Annotated in this window: 17 protein-coding genes; 10 read left to right on the forward strand and 7 right to left on the reverse strand. The window is 31.4% G+C overall.

Annotation, left to right across the window (positions count from 1 at the left end):
* The first annotated feature begins 22 nt into the window (after positions 1-22).
* Entirely contained in the window at positions 23-874 is an 852-nt protein-coding gene (locus MHH73_RS00945; protein WP_341064046.1) for a helix-turn-helix domain-containing protein, read from the forward strand.
* Positions 875-896: 22 nt separating this feature from the next.
* On the opposite strand, the gene MHH73_RS00950 is transcribed toward MHH73_RS00945, so the two are convergent.
* From MHH73_RS00950 to MHH73_RS00965, 4 genes are all read right to left on the reverse strand, one after another.
* Positions 897-2603, reverse strand: a complete 1707-nt coding sequence (locus MHH73_RS00950) for a carbamoyltransferase family protein (protein ID WP_341064048.1) — start codon at positions 2601-2603, stop codon at positions 897-899.
* Between the two features lie 23 nt (positions 2604-2626).
* The gene (locus tag MHH73_RS00955) at positions 2627-3856 is read right to left on the reverse strand and encodes an MFS transporter (protein ID WP_341064050.1); all 1230 of its coding nucleotides are present in this window, start codon (positions 3854-3856) and stop codon (positions 2627-2629) included.
* 215 nt (positions 3857-4071) lie between these two features.
* Positions 4072-4803 carry a carboxy-S-adenosyl-L-methionine synthase CmoA gene (gene cmoA / locus MHH73_RS00960; protein ID WP_341064052.1) on the reverse strand — a complete coding sequence of 244 codons (732 nt, stop codon included), beginning with the start codon at positions 4801-4803 and terminating at the stop codon, positions 4072-4074.
* 5 nt (positions 4804-4808) lie between these two features.
* Complete coding sequence (locus tag MHH73_RS00965) at positions 4809-6629, reverse strand: ThiF family adenylyltransferase (protein ID WP_341064054.1); 1821 nt, start codon at positions 6627-6629, stop codon at positions 4809-4811.
* 517 nt (positions 6630-7146) lie between these two features.
* Here MHH73_RS00965 and MHH73_RS00970 point away from each other — a divergent pair.
* Together MHH73_RS00970 and MHH73_RS00975 are read left to right on the forward strand one after the other, a co-directional pair.
* Positions 7147-7644 (forward strand): class I SAM-dependent methyltransferase, encoded by a 498-nt coding sequence (locus MHH73_RS00970; protein WP_341064057.1) that lies wholly within the window; start codon positions 7147-7149, stop codon positions 7642-7644.
* Between the two features lie 159 nt (positions 7645-7803).
* Complete coding sequence (locus MHH73_RS00975; protein ID WP_341064058.1) at positions 7804-8271, forward strand: JAB domain-containing protein; 468 nt, start codon at positions 7804-7806, stop codon at positions 8269-8271.
* A gap of 3 nt (positions 8272-8274) precedes the next feature.
* Here MHH73_RS00975 and MHH73_RS00980 read toward each other — a convergent pair whose 3' ends face one another.
* Both MHH73_RS00980 and MHH73_RS00985 read right to left on the reverse strand, forming a co-directional pair.
* Positions 8275-8418 (reverse strand): hypothetical protein, encoded by a 144-nt coding sequence (locus tag MHH73_RS00980; protein WP_341064059.1) that lies wholly within the window; start codon positions 8416-8418, stop codon positions 8275-8277.
* Between the two features lie 147 nt (positions 8419-8565).
* Positions 8566-9498 carry a LysR family transcriptional regulator gene (locus MHH73_RS00985; RefSeq protein ID WP_341064060.1) on the reverse strand — a complete coding sequence of 311 codons (933 nt, stop codon included), beginning with the start codon at positions 9496-9498 and terminating at the stop codon, positions 8566-8568.
* Positions 9499-9690: 192 nt separating this feature from the next.
* On the opposite strand from MHH73_RS00985, the gene MHH73_RS00990 reads away from it, so the two are divergent.
* From MHH73_RS00990 to MHH73_RS01005, 4 genes are all read left to right on the forward strand, one after another.
* Positions 9691-10365 carry a 4-carboxy-4-hydroxy-2-oxoadipate aldolase/oxaloacetate decarboxylase gene (locus tag MHH73_RS00990; protein ID WP_341064061.1) on the forward strand — a complete coding sequence of 225 codons (675 nt, stop codon included), beginning with the start codon at positions 9691-9693 and terminating at the stop codon, positions 10363-10365.
* A gap of 13 nt (positions 10366-10378) precedes the next feature.
* On the forward strand, positions 10379-11560 hold the full coding sequence (gene gltS / locus MHH73_RS00995) for a sodium/glutamate symporter (RefSeq protein WP_341064063.1): 1182 nt from the start codon (positions 10379-10381) through the stop codon (positions 11558-11560).
* A gap of 75 nt (positions 11561-11635) precedes the next feature.
* Positions 11636-12559, forward strand: coding sequence for a hydroxyacid dehydrogenase (locus MHH73_RS01000; RefSeq protein ID WP_341064065.1), 924 nt, complete (start codon positions 11636-11638; stop codon positions 12557-12559).
* 695 nt (positions 12560-13254) lie between these two features.
* Complete coding sequence (locus tag MHH73_RS01005; protein ID WP_341064066.1) at positions 13255-13776, forward strand: hypothetical protein; 522 nt, start codon at positions 13255-13257, stop codon at positions 13774-13776.
* Positions 13777-13885: 109 nt separating this feature from the next.
* On the opposite strand, the gene rseP is transcribed toward MHH73_RS01005, so the two are convergent.
* On the reverse strand, positions 13886-15148 hold the full coding sequence (gene rseP / locus MHH73_RS01010; protein WP_341064067.1) for an RIP metalloprotease RseP: 1263 nt from the start codon (positions 15146-15148) through the stop codon (positions 13886-13888).
* A gap of 299 nt (positions 15149-15447) precedes the next feature.
* Here rseP and MHH73_RS01015 point away from each other — a divergent pair, with 299 nt between their 5' ends.
* The 3 genes from MHH73_RS01015 to MHH73_RS01025 all read left to right on the forward strand — a co-directional run bounded on the left by MHH73_RS01015 (position 15448) and on the right by MHH73_RS01025 (position 20720).
* The gene (locus tag MHH73_RS01015; protein ID WP_341064069.1) at positions 15448-15606 is read left to right on the forward strand and encodes an FDLD family class I lanthipeptide; all 159 of its coding nucleotides are present in this window, start codon (positions 15448-15450) and stop codon (positions 15604-15606) included.
* Positions 15607-15685: 79 nt separating this feature from the next.
* Entirely contained in the window at positions 15686-18874 is a 3189-nt protein-coding gene (locus MHH73_RS01020; RefSeq protein ID WP_341064070.1) for a lantibiotic dehydratase, read from the forward strand.
* Positions 18861-20720: an ABC transporter ATP-binding protein gene (locus MHH73_RS01025; RefSeq protein ID WP_341064071.1), complete on the forward strand. Its 1860-nt coding sequence runs from the start codon at positions 18861-18863 to the stop codon at positions 20718-20720. The genes MHH73_RS01020 and MHH73_RS01025 overlap by 14 nt, the downstream gene beginning before the upstream one ends.

Consider the following 20720-nt stretch of genomic DNA (forward strand, 5'->3'; position numbering starts at 1 on the left):
ATATAAAAGAGAGTGATAAAGTATGAATTATGGTCAAAACTTTAAAAATATCCGTATAAGTAAAGGATATTCTCTTAAAGAAGTTGCCGAAGGTATTATTAGTAGTTCTTTTTTATCTAAATTTGAAAGAGGTGAATCTGATATCTCTTTATCAAATTTTATCCTTTTACTGAATAAACTTAATATCTCTATTGAAGAGTACATCCTTATTTCAAGAGACTATCAACCAAGTGAGTTTGAAATCTTTTTACATAAAATAAGACATGCATACGAACAAAATAACATTCCTTTTTTAATCAGCATATATAAGGAAGAAGAAAAAAAGTGGAAAAGTCACTTATCTAGTAGTTATAAATGTAATTACATTATGACTAAAGCACTTATACTAGATTTAAATAGAAATTTTGAGATTACTGATTCTGAAAGAAATTTTATTAGTGACTATTTATTAAAGAATGATCATTGGGGATATTATGAAATCATTCTTTTCGGTAATACAATGAGTATTCTAAAATATCAAACTGTTATTATTTTAGCCAAAGAAATAATTTCTAAATCTAAACTTAATATCCAAATCCCCAAAATTAAAACAGAATTCATTCGTATCCTGTTAAATGTTGTTATTTATACTATTGAAACTGGTCATTTAAATGATGCAAAGTGGTTCCTTAGTTATATTGATGAAATCCCCAATAATACCCATTTTTATTTCGAGAAAACAAAACATTTATTCTTAAAAGGGATTTATCAAATCGAGAAAAACCAGCTAAACAAGGGAATAAAAAATGCAGAAAAAGCTATTGAAATTATAGGTATTTTAGAAAATGCAAATATACAAAATAATCATAAGCTGTTTCTCAAGAAATTCATCTAGTTTAGTCATTATAAGCTTACTACTATATCTTTCTCAATAAAAAGTTTTCAATGACTAGGTAATCCAGCTCACTTTTATTGAAGCATGCAATAGCATCATAAGGCGTTTCAACAATTGGCATTCCATCCAAATTAAAAGATGTATTGATGACTAAATAGACACCTGTTAATTTTCCGAATTGTTCAATTAATCTATAATACATATGATTATCTTGCTTATTAACAGTTTGTAACCTAGCAGTCCCATCAACATGAACCACTCCACTGATGTTTTTAATTTGCTCTTTTTTTACATTTGCAGTAAACATCATTGATGGGCTCTCTATTGAAAAGTTTTCAAAGTAATCTTGTGTTTTTTCAATTAGTACACTGGGTGCAAAGGGACGAAACGCTTCCCGTTTTTTTATTTCCAAATTCAACCGATTAACTACAAGTTTATCGCGAGGATCTCCCAGAATACTTCGATTACCTAAAGCTCTTGGACCAAATTCACTTGCTCCTTGGAACCAAGCTATTACATTTCCCTCTGCAATGAGTTTAGCTGCGATATTACAAGGATCTTCAACCTCACTAAAATGAAGATTGGAAAACTCCTTCAGTATTGTTTGAATTTCATTAGCTGTCACAGTATATTTCTTCCCTGAATATAAAGGCACTTCAAATTTTATTTGATTAAAGTTTGCTTTCTCTCTTGGAGAATTCACTATCGCATATATTGCATTCCCAATACACAAGCCCTGATCTTGGGGTGCATTCGGAATATATACATTTTTTACTCTTTCAATATTTAATAAAGCTGAATTGGTTGGGCAATTTAAGGCAACTCCCCCACCTACACATACATGCTCCAGATTATATTGTTCTGTTAGTTTTTCTACTTTTACAGTAGTCCACTTTTCAAGTTGTTTTTGAACATATTGCGCTAAATCTGCATGCATTTGTCTTAAAGGATCCGTTTTTTTTCTAGGTTCTGGAATCGTTACACCTAATTTTTTAAATAAAGTCTTCATATCTTTTTCAGTGTTACCTGTATCGGGAATAGTACAATGAATATTCCCATCATAATCTTTTATATAAGCATCCCCTAAGCTTAATAAGTTATCGCTACCAAATGATGCTAAACCCATTGTTTTTCCAGCATTATGGTAATTACCCATTCCTAGATATCGCGTGAATTTATTGTATAGTTTTCCAAACCCTAATCCCTGTGGATACTCAAAGTCTCGATCAATTAATTCAATTTCTCCATTTCTAGCTAAATAATACGAATTTCTTTCACATGAATTTTCAAACATATGAGGTGACTTCTTTTCACCAATAATTTGCCCTTCATTATCATTAACTACAATCAAAGCTTCTTTAAAACCACTAGAATAAAAAGCAGCATAAGCATGAGACAAATGATGACTTGGGACAATAATTAATTTTTGATGAGATTGAATAGATAGTTCATTCTGTATATATTCGATAAGAAACTTAGGAACATTTAATGATACTCCGTAGAAACTAACCGCGAATTGATCAACATCTTGCAAGCTCTTTCCACTAGCCTCTAATACATATTCTAAAGATTTTTTAAATCCTCCATCATATTTTTTATATGTTAAGCGTTCTTCTGTAATCGCGAATAATAATTTATCATCCTCAAAAAGGCAAACTCCTCCACCATCAACAGATCTTATTTCGTTGTTTTCATCAACAATACATGCATTTAACCCAACAGTAATCATTAAAACTCCACCTTAAACTTAAATTAATTTTTTTCCAAAAACACTTCTTCTAAATTTATACTTTTAGAATTTAATTTACTAAATTTAAATAACATGGTTGCTGCTATGCAAATACCAACCAGAGTCACAAAAATAGATTTATGAATGCCCGAAGATGCCATTCCCACAATAATTGTAATGCTAATAGGTGTCGCAATTTGTTCTATAAATTGGAAAATGGAGTTCACACGAGCTAGATACTCCTGTGGACAGTATGATTGAATAATTGAATTTCTACTAATTGAATAAATGATTGACCCTAAACTAATCATGAAAAGAGAAATTGGAATGAACCACCAACCAGGAAGAAGTAGTAAAGTCAAGCCTGCTAACATACATAAAAATCCTATATAAATTAAATTTCCTAAATTTTTCTTTTTCATTTTACTAATAACTAATGTTCCGAGAAAGAGTCCTATACCAGAAGTTGCTACTATAAATCCTATATTAGAATCCTGAAATAAATAGAATTCTTTCAAATAAAAAATAACTAAGGTAGAGACAGGGGCTACAGAAAAAATCAATAAAAAGGAAGATACCAAAAAGATTCTTAAAGTTCTAGTGGCCATAGCGATCTTTAAACCTTCCACCAAATCTTTAGTAAAAGTTTTATTTTGACCAATTACTTTTTCCTTATCTGGAATTCGAACTAAATATAAAAAGAAAATCATCATAATAAAAGATAAGGCATTTAATATAATCAAACTCATTGGGGAAAATATAGTCAACAACCCGCCTCCAATTATTGGCCCTGTAATCATCGAAGAAGTCCATACAGTAGCGAAACCAGCATTTGCCTCTAATTTTTGTGTGGGATATAGTAAGGGGATAATTGAAAATTGGGCAGATCTTGCAAACAAGTTTGCAGTATTTACTAGAAATCCAATTACCAGTACCAACATAGCACTTAGTAATGTTAAATATTCCAAAATAGGAATTAAACTAACTAATATAAACTGTATTGCATAAGAAGTAAATAAAATCGTTCGAGGGTTTAATCGATCTACCCAAGTGCCGATTAAAGGACCCATTATTATTTTAGGAAGTTGTGTAAAAATAACAGAGGCTCCCATCAGGGATAAAGAATTCGTTCTATGATAAATAAACAATGGTAACGCTAAATCAAAAAAAGCGTTTCCCAATGAATTAAATAAGGTTCCGGATGCATATGTTGTAAATTTAGAATTTTTCCAAATTGACTTACTATTGTCCATATTTTTACTCCTATACATAATCTAGTAATAGTAATAAAGGGAGGGATGCCCTCCCTTTATGTAAGATATTAGAAAATCAAAATAAATTCCTAATTGTCTACCCAATCAATGGGTTATCTTTATTAGTTACAAAATACACAAGAGCGACCTTCGATATTAGTAACTTTACGGATTTTCAACATACTATCACCTCCTTTCAATGAGATTTTGTAGTTTCATAACTTAATAGCAATAATAACTCCAAAATTTAAATACTTACTGATTGTTGATACTTTTGAAAAACCGACTTTTCTTAACAAGTTTTTATTCTCTATCTCAGTAAATGGTATTAAAACATTCTCTAATTCTTCTCTCTTTCTTGAAATCTCCAACTTGGAATAGTTTTTTTGTTGTTTATAATCGTAATATAAATCTATATAATTTCGTGTGAATAAAGAATCCTCTTCTAGTAATTTTTCATAGAGAATAACGAATCCATTTTGCGGCAAACTATTGTATAATTTTTTTAACAAATCTTCTCTTTCCATAGGTCGTATAAACTGTAATGTAAGGTTTAAAATAAAACATCCTGGATCTATAAAAGAGTTAATAGTTGTTAAATCTTTCTGTATAAAATGAATTGTTTGAGGACTTTTAGCCATTTCTTTAACTTTTTCATTCGCCTTAAATAACATCGATTCAGAATTATCTATTCCATAAAACTTTGTATTAGTTTTATTTAGCAGGTTGTTCAATAGAATTAACGTTGTTCCCGTGGCACAACCTAAATCATAAATATTTGTATTTTTCACCAAATGTTTAACAATATATTGAACAATTAAATTTTGAAATTCCTTATATAAAGGCACACTACGATTAACCATATCATCAAAAACTAAACTAACACTTTCATTAAACGAAAAATCTTCTACCTTAGTTTTTTTAAAATAAATCGTATCTAAATCCATAGCATTTACTCCTTTTTTAATACAAATGTTTGAAAATAAGGAATATGACTGCATTTTGCAAATAAAATCGGATGTGTTTCAGCAACAATATTTGGGGGTTGGGGTTCAAATAATCCTACTACTTTAAATCCAGCTTGGACAAATGTTTGGAAATATGTTTCTGTAGTTCGATGATAACTTTCTATAGATGAAATTACCGTCTCGCCATCTTTGTTTTCTCTTGATTTTGTAATTACCCCTTCTGTAAAATAATTCTGCAATGAAAAATCTTCATAATTCCATCGTCCATTATAATACTCCTTCTTCCAAACACCTCCGTCTTTAATAGGATGCGGGATTGTAACTATTAAAGTTCCATTTTCAGTTAATAATCCTTTGAATTTTGAAAGCCTTGGTCCTATGTCTTCGATATAGTCTAAAACGTTATTACAAATAACATAATTGAACTTATCCTCAATGTTTAAATTGACAATATCCCCATGTAATATTTCAATCTCTTTTAACTCTAATGTTTTGACTTTATTATTTACTATTTCAAGCATCTCTTCAGAAATATCATTGGCTACTATAGTTGCTCCTTTTTGTGCAAAATGAATAGCTTGTTCTCCAGTTGCACAGCCAATATCCAATATTTTTGTATTAGGTAATACTTTAATCAATTTATCCATCATCGAATCAAGTAATATGCTGTTAAATGAATCATTTTCTCTTTCGTTTACATAAACATCTGTCAACGAACTTTCTTGAAAACTAGAGTCCGAATTTTCTGTATGATGAGCGAAATGCCCACACCTTTTACAATTTTCATTTTTAGTAAATACTTCTTCATAAATTTTATAGTTCTGTGAATTGATAAGAAGGCGAGTACCTTCCGTCTTTCTTTCGACTCCAATCAAATATCTAATTACTTCATTTGCTTGTACCGCAGCAACCATTGAGTTTAAAGGTCCATAACTTGGCGCTTGAAAACTTTTATTTAAATTACTTGGCAATTCTTGACCATTATCCAAAAATTTATATAGATCTCCATCATTCTTATAACATTCATAGCAGGCAGTTTTTCCCGGAATGACCATAGGTCCAATAGCTCCATATGAATCAATATATCCTGCATTACTATATGCAAACCCATGCTTCATCGCAGCTGAATTAATCCATTCGTGAATTTCTGCTGGAGAATCAGCAGACAGAATAATAATGTCACACTCATTAAAATATTTATCAAATATTTCCACATCGGAAATAGACTCTAATATTGGAACAAGTTCAATTTCTGAATTAATTAGTGCTAATTGCTTAGCAGCTTGTTCAACTTTGAAATTATTAACATGCTCTTCATGATATAAAAACTGTCGAGTTAAATTACTTATTTCAATAGTATCTCCATCCGAGAATATCAGTTTACCAATGCCGGCTCCTGCCAAATTCATTGCTATATTTGTCCCGATACCTCCCATTCCAACTAACCCTACAGTTTTATTCGCCAAGATTTCCTGTGCATTAATAGGAGCATCAATTAAATCAAAATAAAGAGAATGTCTAGAATAACGATTATCCAAATCAAACTTTTTACTTGAAATAATTTTATTTTCAATTAATTCTTCCACTAAATTACGAGCTTCTATTTCGGATAAACTAGAGTTACTTGTAATGAATTTAAAGCTGTCTTCTAATGTTCTTGGATTAGAAAAGTACTTCAAAATATTCCCGAGGTAATAGGGAGCTTCTTCAATTACTTGCGCTTTTGGAGGCATAGTACCAATTAATATTCTGTCTTTCACTTGATATATAGTATCATGCTTTTGGACGTTGTAGTGAGTTGTCATGATTAATCTCCTTACTCCATGTATTTCATATTCACTTGAATTTATACAAATTATATTAAATATTTATACATTTTATATAAAAGTTTCATATAATTTCTGAATTTAAATTTTTTTAGAATAAAATGGAATATATTACTTTTTTTATGGTTTTAAAGTAAGCGTAATAATCCCCACCTTAACCAAATAGGGTAGTGACAGCTTCGCTGGTACTACCCCATATAGTATATAGAAAGCTAGAAAACTATTTAAATTTTTCAGTGTCCAGAAATTGATGAGTTTTTGAACGAATATCAACAGGGGCATTGTCAGAATGGAAATAATTGGTTGAATTAAATCTATTTGGTATAATTAATTAAACAAACAAATCATTAAGGAGAGAATGAATTAACATGAAACGAATTAATTACTCGATACAGTTAGTAAATCTGATGGAGTCTGTATCGAGTTTAACCTAAGTATCTATCAGTTAACTGTATCGTCCACATCTAAAATATGAAATAATGGAGGAATAGTTATTATGAATACAAATTTAAAATTATTAAAAAAAGAATGGCTAAGATATGAAAAAATAAAATTTGAAGGTTGGGATTTTTCTTATATAGATGACAGTTGGGAAAATGAAACTCTCCCGTGGAATTATGCAGAAATCGTAAACAAATATTTGTCCTCAGATTTGGAATTACTCGATATGGGCACTGGGGGAGGCGAATTTCTTCTTTCCTTAAATCATCCTTATGAAAAAACTTCGGTAACAGAAGGCTGGCAACCTAATATTGAACTTTTAAAAAGAAAATTGGTTCCTTTAGGAATAAAACTAGCTTCGATTGGCGTCGATGATATAATTGATTATGTTGACAATAGTTTTGATATTATTATCAATAGACATGAATCATTCAATGTTAAAGAGATAAAAAGAGTCCTAAAACCCAATGGTGTATTCATTACTCAACAGGTAGGGGTAGTACCAGCGAAGCTGACACCACCCCTTATGGCTGTTTTTTTTATGTTTTTTTAAAATTTTTCACTACTTTTCTGCACAGAAATTGCTGTTTTTTATTAAAAATCAGCGATTTTTTTGATTTTCACGGCCATAAATCTCTATTTTCTACTTTTGTTATAACGTAATTTAGTTGAAATATTTCAAGCAACCCATAAAGAAAAGGAGAGATTTTATATGCAAGAAACGATTTATGAGGTAGTAAAGATCAAGCAAGAGATTGTCAACTCGGACCGTCCAGTTATCAAGGTTACAGGGGTGGAAGATGTGGTTGATTTCATTGTCAGTGAAATTGGTTTCGAAGATAGAAAAGTGTGTTTAGCATTAATGCTAAATACAAAATTAGAGGTGATTGCTACGCATCGTTATAGTGTAGGTTCATTGGACTCCAGTATTGTTCATCCGAGAGAAGCACTGAAGACAGCCATTTTAAATAATGCATGTGGCGTGATATTGTGCCATCAGAATACATCAGGTGCGATGGATGTCAGTAAGGATGACTACCTGGTGTATGAACGAATGAAAGAGGCTTGTTACATCGTAGGAATTGATCTACTTGATTACCTTATTGTCACGCACAAAAGCGAATATCGGAGTCTGAGAGAAATAGGAGACTTAGAACGTAGAACGATATTGAATAAATGAGGCTCAGTTAGGGGTACTGTCAGGAAAATGCAGGCAGGTTAGTGGAAGAAGGCCAAACATAATAAATGTTCTTCGTCCCTTTTTATCTGAAAGCCAGAAAAATAAAGGAGCCGAAAAAGCATATGTAACCGCAAAAACAGTTACCATCCATCCTGTCGTCTCTGGACTAACTATACATGCTTAGCATATAATATCCGCGTTTAGTCGGCAGGACCCCATCAAGAGATTCTCAGGTTTATTTGCTCTCAGTTAATGCCTAATCCTCTCTAGAAACTCTATATTAGTTGTAATTTGTTATGTTTTTTGACCTTCGTTATTAAGCTTGTTTGAAAAAATATTTTGCCAGCTTCTATGAGCATCCATGTGTGTATTAACAAGTGTTTTAAAGTCTTCAATTGCCTCTCTATTGCTATATAGTGGAGCCTTATTAGTAATCATATAAATAGACCTATGGGGGGGATCATCAATAAACGGAATAATATAAATATCATCAAATTTTCCGGTTAGTGAGTATGCAGCACTTATCGGAACAATTAGCCATGAATCCTGATCAAGTATATCAAAAGACAATAAAGTGGAGTCAGTAATTAATTTAGGGTTTAAGCCTTGTGAGAAATATTTATTATGCCATTTTAAGTATTGATCCCCCCAATTTAAAAAGATCTGCTTCTCTGGATTTAATTCTTTTGGATCAACCGACTTTAAATTGAACAATTTATTGCATTTGGATACTAAAACCATATTCTCATCCAAAATTGGTCTACATTCGATTTGATTCATAGGGATATGATGCAAAACAAAGCCAACATCAATTGTTCTAGCCGCTATCTGCTCATAAATTTCATCTGTATGCTGGGTTTTTATCGTTAATTGAACATTGGGGCTTTTAAAAATTTCCTTATAAATATCTCTAAACAAGTAATTGTTTACACTGTCTACCACTCCAATGGATACTGTTTTTCTTAAGGAAGAGGAACTAAAGTTATTAATTTTATCATTTATGTTTTCCCAGTCAAGTGCAATGGACATAAAGGCTTTCCCATGAGCGGTTAATTTAATATGTTTAAACCCTCTATCCCTTTCAACCAGCATAACACCCAGTTCATCTTCTAGTGCCTTCAAACGGTAGCTAACAGCAGACTGAGACAAATAAAGCTTTTCTGCAGTTTTAGTTACATTCAATGTCTTTGCCAAGACGGCAAAAGTTTCAATTAATTTATAGTTCACAAAAATCAACCCTCTTAAAGTAATTACAAATCAATTTAATTATACCATGTACTTTAATCGAATTTTTTGATAATTAACATAGAAAACATTCGTTTTTAATTATTGTAAGCGGTTGCTAAAATTTAAATAGATTTTCGATTGAAAAAAAGATGAAAGATCGGAAATTAATTAAGTATTAAGGGAGATATTAGAATGAATAATTTTCAGAGATGTTATGAGAGACCCAACAAGATTTGGATTAATAAGTTTTCTCATATCCCCACCCCTGTGATTGGAGATGTAATGGGAAGACAGAATATTATGGATGCCAGAATTAGGCCGACATGGACTGGGGCGAGATTGGTTGGTCCAGCGTTAACCATCATGACTTATCCATCAGATAATCTTATGATTCATGTTGGGGTCAGCCTCGCTCAAGAAGGTGATATACTGATCGTTGATGCTGGGAATTATCAAAACGCTGGCTTATGGGGGGAAATCTTAACTATTAATGCTATTCACCGTAAAGTGAAAGGCCTTGTAATAGATGGAGCAGTAAGAGATGTAAAAGAAATTGAGGAATTGCAGTTCCCGATGTTTGCATCAGGCATCAACGCTAGGGGGGGCTACAAGAGCAATCCGGGTAAGGTGAACGTTCCTGTATCCTGTGGAGGAGTCGCGGTTTGCTCAGGAGATTTAATTGTTGCGGATGAAAACGGAGTAGCGGTTATTCCAAGAGATGATATTGAAAACATTTACGAGGAATGTATAAAGAAAATGCGTTCTGAAAAAAAAATCATTGAACAGTTAAAGGAAGGAAAAGATACGTTTGAAATTATGAATATGCAAGAAACTTTAGAAAAACTTGGTATCAAAATTTATGAATAGTGAGGTGATATAATTGTCAATCTCTTTAGATCTCGCTCAATCTCTAGCATTAGCGGTCTTTGTTTTACTTGTTGGCAGTGTGTTAAAGAAGAGGATTGGTTTTTTAAAGAAATATTTCATTCCCACTCCTGTTATAGGAGGGCTACTTTTTGCCATCATCATGTTAGTCGGTCATCAAACGCAATCTTTTAGTGTGGTGCTTGATCAATCATTAAGCGGATTACTTCTGATTGCATTCTTTACAGCAACTGGTTTTTCATTCAGTGTGAAAGATTTAAAGAAAACAGGAATCATCGGGTTGAAATTAGCACTGTTAGTTATAGTTTTAGTAATATTACAAAATGCACTAGTTCCTCTAATTTCTCCCCTTGCCGGAATAGAACCTTTATTAGGACTAACGATGGCATCAATGTCGATGGCAGGTGGCCCTGGAACAGCAGCGGCGTTTGGTCCGACATTGGAGGGTATGGGTATTGAGAACGCTACGTTGGTGGGACTTTCTGCTGCCACTTTCGGTTTAGTAATGGGCAGTATTATAGGTGGACCAGTTGCAAAATATTTAATTAAAAAAAATAAATTATCTTCAAAAGATGTTAATGAGACAATCGAACTTGACCCTTCCAGCAAATTGAATGATTTAAATGATAAGTCATTAATGAATGGCTCATTTGTTATCCTTATTTCAATGGGGCTTGGAACATTGTTGGTAATGTTGTTAAACCTTACTGGATTTACTTGGCCGGACTACGTTGGAGGGCTATTTGTAGCTGCAATTTTACGAAATATTTTTGATTCAATGAATATATCAATAAGTTTAAAATCAGTAAATATTATTGGGGCTATTGCATTGAACTTATTCCTCGCCCTCACGATAATGGATTTAGAAGTATGGAATCTTTTAAATCTTGCCGTACCGATGATTATTGTATTAGCTATTCAAACCATTTTCATGATGATATTTGCTATTTTTGTCATATATAAGGTTATGGGGAAAAATTATGGTGCTGCCGTTATGGCCTCCGGGATGAGCGGTGTGGGTTTAGGTTCTACTCCCAATGCGGTCGCAAACATGGAGGCGGTTATTGAAGAAAATGGTCCGTCACCTAACTCAATGATTATTCTACCTGTCGTGGTAGCCGTCTTTTTGAGTGCGCTTAACCCTATTCTCATTACTATATTTATTAATATTCTATAAAGCGGTTTCTAAGGGCTAATATAAAGGTAGTTATTATGGCTGCTTAACAAATAAAGTATAGAAAGGCAGTTGAAAATGAAAATCTTTTTAAATGAATATATACATCCAACAGCCGTTGATAAATTAAAGAAGCATGCCGAAATTGTATCCGACTTTAAAAATGCAGAGGAAATCGACGCCATTATTTTAAGAACAACGAATGTCTCACGAGAGATTATTGAAAAAGCAAGCAATTTAAAAGTCATCGGAAAACATGGTGTAGGCTATGACACTATTGATATCAACGCAGCAAAAGATTATGGGGTGAAAGTTGTATATACTCCTAAAGCAAATGTTCAATCTGTAGCAGAATTGATCGTGGCATTAATGACAAATGTAGCTAGAAACACTTCCATTGCTTTTGAAAAAGTAAGGAAAAGTGAGGTGAAAACAATTGCACCTAAAGAATTGATAGGTGTGGAGTTACAAGGAAAAACATTAGGGTTAGTAGGTATAGGAAATATTGCTTTAGGTGCTGCAGATATTTTAAAAAATGGTTATAAAATGAAAGTTATTGGTTATGATCCATATGTATCAGAAGAAAAATGCCAGGATTTAGGTATTAACAAGTGCGAGAACCTGGAGGCCATGCTTGGAGAAGCAGATTTTATAAATATCAGTGTACCTTTAACTGACAGTACGAGGAAAATGATAGATTTAGAAAAGTTAAAATGTTGTAAGCCTAACGCAATTATAGTTAACACTGCTAGAGGTGGAGTAATTGATGAGGAGGCTCTATATTATGCCTTGAAAACGGGAATAATTAGAGCAGCTGCAAGTGACGTTTTTATTCAAGAGCCACCAACTGCTGAGAATCCCCTGACACAACTTGATAACTTTGTACCCACACCACATCTTGGTGCATGTACGGAAGAGGCGATGATTCGAATGGGGATGACAGTAGTAGATGAAGTCTTAGCAGTTTTAAAAGGGGAAGAGCCTCGATACCCAGTAGTTTAAAGGGAGAGTTGCTATATTAAAACGAAATGCACTCATAAATGCTTTAGTTGAATAAGAATAACTAAAAAAGTCGATTCCTTGAGATGGAAATCGGCTTTTTTAATGGGTGACTTTTCCTTAGCGTTGTAAATCCGCATTTGCCTAACAGCACCCCTTAATGGACTATTTCGGGATTGTTCATCCATTCAATTAGTTTCGATCACTTTGTGGTGGCAAAACTTCACTATTAAACTCCAGATCAAGATTTAGTAGAATTTTATCGGCCTTATGAAGTTTGTTAAGGTCTTGCTCCGAAATAGCATCCTGTATTAGCTGATTGGATAGGTTTAGTCTATCCTTAATAGACTGTGATGCATTTCGTTTCTCGGCGAGTTCGATTACTCCGTTCATATACGTTTCTATATTTTCAATTCTTCCTTTTACGTCTGAAAAACTTGAAGTGTTTTCAAGAGAAGCATTTAGGATCATAGTAGGGGAAAAGCTTCGCAAAACTTTCTTTAAAATATACACTAAATTTTTATATAAACACTATTTTGCAAGTGTTTTGTAAATATTCTAACCCAACATATTTAATTACCGATTTACTCTTTTTTAATTCTTAATCTAAAATTAGCAATCTATATCAAAATTCAAATCAAGGTTTTATATATAATTGAATTAGTTAAAAAAATCTAAGAAGGGGTTGGTGGATATTGTTGCATAATCATAAAATAAAAGGGTGGATTCTCACAGGTAGTAACCCAGAATTATATAATTTAAGTATAGATTCTAATACTATATTTTCTAGTAAACCATCAGCCTTAATTTCTTCATTAGAAATAAGGGAAAATAATCACTTTGCCACTATGATGCAAAGCTTTAAATCAGATAAGTATAAAGGTAAAAGGGTTGAGTTTTCTTTTTATTTTAAAACTGAAAATGTGGACAGTTGTAGTGCCTTTTTTTGCATAAATGATAATATGGAAAATATTGTAAAATGGGGCGACTTAAATAAAAACGAGATAAAAGGATCGAATGATTGGGGGAAATATTCTATTGTATTAGATGTACCAATAAACAGTATTTCAATAGATATTGGATTTATTCTCTATGGTGAAGGGAAGTTATGGATTAATACGGCTCAATTAAGTGAAGTAACTAACAAATATTCTTCTACCCATACCAATGGTAGACCCAACCTATCAACTAAACCTATTAATTTGAACTTTTGTGAATAGTATTTTTATGAAATGAAGCATTTTACACTTATCATTTTCCTCAGATTTAATAAAGTTAGATTTATAATTTTTTACATGATACAGACAGAAGAACTGTCTGTATCATACATTAATACAATTTAGAAATATCATTCCATGTTACTAATATCATAAGTGTTATCAACAGTAGAAAACCTACTACCTGAAAAACACCCTCTAATTTTGGGTCTACTTTTTTACCTCTGATGAATTCTAATGATAAAAAGGTAATTTTCCCACCATCTAAGGCTGGGATTGGGAGTAGATTGAAAACTCCAAGATTAAGGCTTAAAAATGCAGTGAAATTTATTATATTATATAATCCAGAATCAGCTACTTCTTCGGTAACTTTGTAGATTCCTACAGGACCACTTAAGCTATCCAAGGAAAAACCTCCAAAAAGGATTTCTTTTATCGCAATCAATAACTGTGTAACAAGGCTTATAGTTTGTTCAAATCCATATTCTATTGAACCAAATAATGATTTATCTAATTGAGATATAATTCCAATATAGCCACTTTTAATAACTTCCTCCCCCACTTTGTTAGAAGTTTCCCCTATAGTTAGCAAGATATTTTTTTCTTGTTTATTGCGATTTATGGTAATTGTAACAGACTCACCAGGGTGAGTAGCTATAAAGCTTTGAATATCACTCCATTTAGTCATTTGCACCCCATCAATACTAAGAATTATATCTCCCTTTTGTATTAATGCTTCTTCAGCAGGTGAACCGTCCTCTACTTCTCTGACTTCATTAGAAGGGATGCCATATATTAAACTACTTATACAAAATAATGCCAAAGTAAGAACAAAATTCATTAAAGGGCCAGCTAGGATAGTTAAAAACCTATTTTTTAAAGGTTTATTAGAAAATCTTTTGTTTGCTGGAGCAATTAGTAATTTTTCGTTGTTTGAATTGATAATTGTATTCGTAGTACAATGAAATATTTCTTCCATATTTGTATTCTCATCAATAGCTGTTATCATTAGATCTTTCTCTAAATCAATTTCTTTAATATGTACCATTTTTAGGTTTTGTGAATTAGAGAAATTATCTACGACAATTTCCTTAACCCTACCACTAGGGTCTAAATCCAGCCCTATTCTTTGTCCAGTTTTGAAGTCTTCTTCTGAAATATCATGTTCTCCTGCCATTGCTACATATCCACCAAGAGGTAGCAGTCTGAAGGTATAGAGTGTTTCTCCTTTCCTCATAACAAATAATTTAGGACCAAAACCGATAGCGAATTCTCTACACATTATTCCAGATTTTTTAGCAACAACAAAATGACCTAATTCATGAACAAAAACTACTAACGAAAAAATTAGTAAAAAATATAAAATAGTTGTCATTTATGCACCTCGCAAATTGTAATTAGCATCAGTTATTTTAGATATTCTGAATAAATTCCAATTCCCTTAAAGAGGTTCGATGTAATTTTACTAAAACCTCTTTAAAATAGATAATTTATAATTCCAAATTGTACCACACGATTGAAAGTATTAATGTATAAATATTGAAAATAGTATAAAAGGTAGGGAGGGGGTGAAATCTGGGATTTTCTTACTATTGTAAAAAATTGAATAATAAGAATATAATGTAAATAGAACCTGCTATGGAACTAATAATTATATTAATGGAGGTTATAATATTGAGTGAACAATTTGATCTAGATATTAAAGTACAAGACATTACACCAAGTGGAGCCGAAGAGCATACATTCACAAGTATTGTTTGTAAATTAATTACTACTGGTTCAGGGTGTTGCCCAGAGAACACGATTGTAGCACCAAGTTGCGATATTTGTTAACATAACATCTCAGTAATTATACTTAACTAACTTTTTCCATAGTAGGTTTGCAAATGAAAAGATGGTGGTGAAATAAATAATGGTATCTCCTATATTAGAAAAAAAGATTCAAACTAACCATGTCGATAATAGTAGATTGTACCAAGCTATGGACTTTTTTATGCTAAGAACCCCACTTCTACCCAGTTATAACTATAATCAATTAAATACTAATGATTTATATAGAGTTTTATGTAGCTATACAGATAATTTAGTAATAAAAGAAGCTCTTCTTTTAGCAAGCCCCTCTTTATACGACTCTTTAGAGTATCTATATAGAAATCCAGAAGAAAAAAAAACAAAACAGTTAATGTCATCACTGTATAGATATATTAACCGTATGTCGACAAGACCTACTCCATTTGGGTTGTTTTCAGGGGTAACTACAGGGGAGTTTTCTCAATATACTCAAATAAATATCGGTGATGTTAAAAAACATAAAAAAAGAAGTAGACCAGATATGGAATGGTTATTAAAATTAATTTTTACAATCGAATTAGATAAATTATTAATAGATGAAATAAAAGTTTCTAAGAATAACTTAGTTACTAAGGTGGGAGCAAGACTTAAGATTCCTTATGCAGTTCGTAACAAAAATAATCAAGAGATTAGTATAAATCTGACTGAACCAGTTGAGTTTATTTTAAATAATTCGGCAGATTGGATACTATTTAAGGACCTGATTGAAAAATTACAAATTAAATATAGAACAATGCCTAAGGAAATGTTAAAAGACTTCGTTTTAGAGTTAATAAATCAGGAAGTCTTACTTACTGAATTACGACCACCGTTACAAACACCATCGCCTTTTGACTATCTTCTTGAACAGTTAAAAAAAATAGATATGGGTCAAAACTACATAAAGGATTTATTGGAAATAAAGAAAATTATTAATGCATATGATAAGCAACCGATAGGTGAAGGTATTCATCATTATAAAAAATTAAAGGACAAAATGCAGTCTTTAATAAAAACAGATAAAGTTTTACAAGTGGATACTTTACTACATACTTCCAATAATCGCTTGAATAAATTCGTAGGTGAAGAATTTGCTATAGCAGCAGAGTGTTTATGGAGTTTGTCTTCTCTTCCTACAAGGCCCTATACCCACCTTCAGGACTATCAAAAAATTTTTGTTGAAAATTACGGTACATATACAGAAGTTCCAATCTTAGAGTTACTATCTGAAGAACTGGGCCTGGGTATTCCGGATGGTTATAAAGATAATAACGTAACACCTAGTAGCATACTTTCAACCCCTATTCAACAAAAGTTATTAGATGTCATACTTCTTGGTATTAAGAATAATGATAAAACCATCTATTTAGAAGATGATTTGGTTAAGGAAGCAAAAAGATTAAAAAAAATAGAAAGTGCTCCAGATTCTTATGAGCTCTATGGGGAGATAATTGCTGAAAGTGCTGATGCCATAGATGCTGGTAACTTCGAAATTATTTTAAGCCCATTGGTTGGGTCGAGAGAAGCAGGGCAAACTTTTGGTAGATTCTTTGATATTATTGATCCCAATGTATTACAAGAGTTTAAAAACACCCATAGTAAATTACAGGATATGATTGGGTATAATTCTGTTTTTGTCGAAGCTTCTTATTTGTCTGCTTCATTACGAACTAATAACTTAACACTAGGTGAAAAGTATAGAGACTACGAGCTTACAATAGGTACAAATAATCTGAATAAAAATAAGAAAATTGATATAAATGATATTTGTGTTGTATCAAGTAGTACACAATTATTTTTCATCTCAAAAAAACTACAAAAAGAAGTTATATTTGTTGGTGGTAATATGTTGAACTATCAGAGCTCACCAGCTATTTATAAATTCATGAGAGAAGTATCAGAATCTAGAATTACTCACTGGAATCCATTAGATAAAAATTTTTTAGTTAACCTACCATATGTTCCAAGAATTAAATACAAAAAAACTATTTTGTCACCAGCAAAATGGAGATTTTCTAAGCAAATATTGGAAAGTGAATCCTTTTTAAATGATTCAGATGAGAAATGGATAAACTCTTTCCAACATTGGAGAAAAAAATGGAAAATACCACGTTATGTTTTTATGACCTATGCTGATAATAGAATATTGCTGGATTTGCAAAACTCATATTCCATATTAGAAATTAAGAATCAAATCAAGAAAACACCTAATATTTCTTTGATCGAAAATATAGTCCTGAATCGTAAAGGGCTTAAAAATGAGTTCGGATGGGTCAAAGATGAAAATAATAAATCATTTACTATGGAATGCGTTGTTCCTCTAGTAAAGAACAACAACAGTATCCCAAAAGCTTCATTAGATGTAGCCAAAATACAACGGTCAGCATCAACAATAAACAAAAAAGAAATTAATAAGTTACCTGGAGAAAATTACTTCTATACAAAATTATATATCCCAAATGAATTACAAGATAAATTTATTATTAATGAACTACAACCTTTTGCATTGGAAATGATTGAAAAAAAAATTATAGAAAATTATTTTTTTATGAGGTATAAGGATACAAAAGATCATTTAAGAATTAGATTTAAAGGAAGTTCAAAATTATTAAATCATACACTTTTTAATGAATTTATCACTTTAGCTAAGCAGTGGTTTAATAATGGAATAATAAAGAAATATTCTATTGATACTTATGAACGAGAAATAAACCGATATGGGGGACCGCAACTTATTGATATTGCGGAAAATTTTTTTTACTACGATAGTTTAGTAACACTAAAAAAAGTTTCCTTGATTAACTCAAAAAAAGTGAAGTTACCTAAAGAAGCAGTAGCAGTAATTAGTATAATTGATTTTTTACATCAGACTGGACTTTCTTATGATGAACAAATCAGTTTTTTAGAAAGATTTGTTTCCAAGGACGACTTTATGGACGAATACAGAAATTACAGAAAGCATCTTGTTAAAATTAGTGATCCATATAATGCATGGGAAGGATTACAAAATGACGATTCAATTAATTCACTGCATGATTGCCTCTTAACTAGGGGAACGGTTCTTAGAAAATACTTTGTGGAAATTGATAGGTTGGAACAATTGGGTGATTCGTGGAATTCGAAATATTCTATATTGAATTCACTCATACACATGCATTGTAACCGATTGATGGGGATAAATAGAAAATTAGAAACTAAAACTTATGCTTTTGCTAGACATACATTATATAGTCAAAGGTATTGGAGAAATAAAAAAAATGGAAAACACTAAATTTTCTATCAAGAGTGTTATTAAATCTTTCATCAATTGGAAAGAAATTTGGATAATATTATTTAAAGCAAATAGAAAATATTTCTTTACAATCTTAACCTTAACAATTTTGTCAGGATTATTTCCGGCAGCAATAATTTTAGCAACAGAACAACTTATTAACTTTATACAATATTCTATCCAGATTGGTGAGTTTGAAACAAGTATATTATTCTCTATTTTTGGTGTATTTGCTTTTTTAACTTTTATTTCAGGAATTTCAAATCTAGTACTTAATGTTTTTCAATCGAATTATCAAAATTTATTAGTAAAGGAAATAAATTTGAAGATAATTGAAAAATCAGTAACACTGCCTTATCAATATTTCGAGGACTCTGAAATATACGATATGATTCAAAGAGCACGAGTAGGTGCTGCAAGTAAACCTTATCAAATTTTTGACAGTATGATTAACGGAAGTAGAAGTTTAATAAGTTTATTATCAGTCATCGGAATTCTTATTTCATGGAAATGGTGGACAATTTTTTTACTTTTATTAATTCCATTACTTTCAACTACATCACTGCTAAAGGTCGGTAATTTATTTTTTCAAGTTAATTATAGAAGGGTGAAAGAGCAACGGAAGCAGAATTATTATCAAAACATACTAACAATGGATAGATATGTTAAGGAGGTTAAATTATTCAACCTTAGTAACTTTATAACAGAACGGTTTAAACTTCTTCAAGATAAGTTCTATGAGCAAGATAAGAAATTATTTTTCAAACGTTTTCGAACAGAGCTTTTATTTACTGCTCTTTCATTATTTATTGTTGTTTATCTACACTATTTAATTATAAATGAAACTTTTAATGGATTGATCGCCATAGGAAGCTTAGTTGCGTATTTTCAAGCAGTTAATAGAGCACAATCTTCTTCCCAAGAATTAGTTGGAACCTTATTTAATATATATCAGAACAATTTGTATGTTAACCAGCTTTTCAAATTCCTACAATTAAATATAGAAAACAATGAACAAGAAAAAATAAAAACACTGGGAAATTATAAGGAGGGCAAAAACCTAGTAGAGAATTGTTCTAACTCCACTTTAGAATTTAAAAACGTCTTTTTTAAATACCCTGGAAATACAGATTATACACTAAAGGATTTAAATTTTATTATTGAAAAAGGTGAATCTATTGCTTTAGTGGGTGAGAACGGATGTGGAAAGTCCACAATTATAAAATTAATAACGCGCCTATATACACCTACTAAAGGAGATATACTATATAATGGAATTTCTATTTCTGAAATCCCTATTAAATCATGGAGTGATATGCTAGGCGCAGTATTTCAAGATTATATTCCTTATGAGTTTCCTGTTTGGGAAAATATAGGGTTTGGCGACTTGAGCAAAATAAATAATATAAAACTAATAGAAAATGCTGCAAATAATTCAGGAGCACACTCCTTTATAGAGAAGTTACCAAAAGGCTATGAGACACAATTAGGAAAATGGTTTGATGATGGTATTCAACTATCTGGCGGACAATGGCAGAGAATAGCAATTGCTAGAGCTTATATGAAAGAGGCTCAAATTTTTCTTCTTGATGAACCTGCTGCAGCGTTAGATCCACTTTCAGAAATGGATGTCTTTAATAAATTGAGGGAACTTTCAAAAGGTAAGATTAGTATTTTTATAACTCATCGATATAGTACAGTGAGACATGCAAATAAAATTATATTTATTGATGGTGGAGAAATTAAGGAATGTGGCACACATGCTGAATTAATTGAATTACAAGGAAGCTATTCAAAATTATACAATACTCAAATTCAAAATTACTTTTCTAAACAGCCATTATAA

It is taken from the genome of Cytobacillus sp. FSL K6-0265, assembly GCF_038003465.1.
GTDB classification, from domain to species: Bacteria; Bacillota; Bacilli; order Bacillales; family Cytobacillaceae; genus Cytobacillus; species Cytobacillus stercorigallinarum.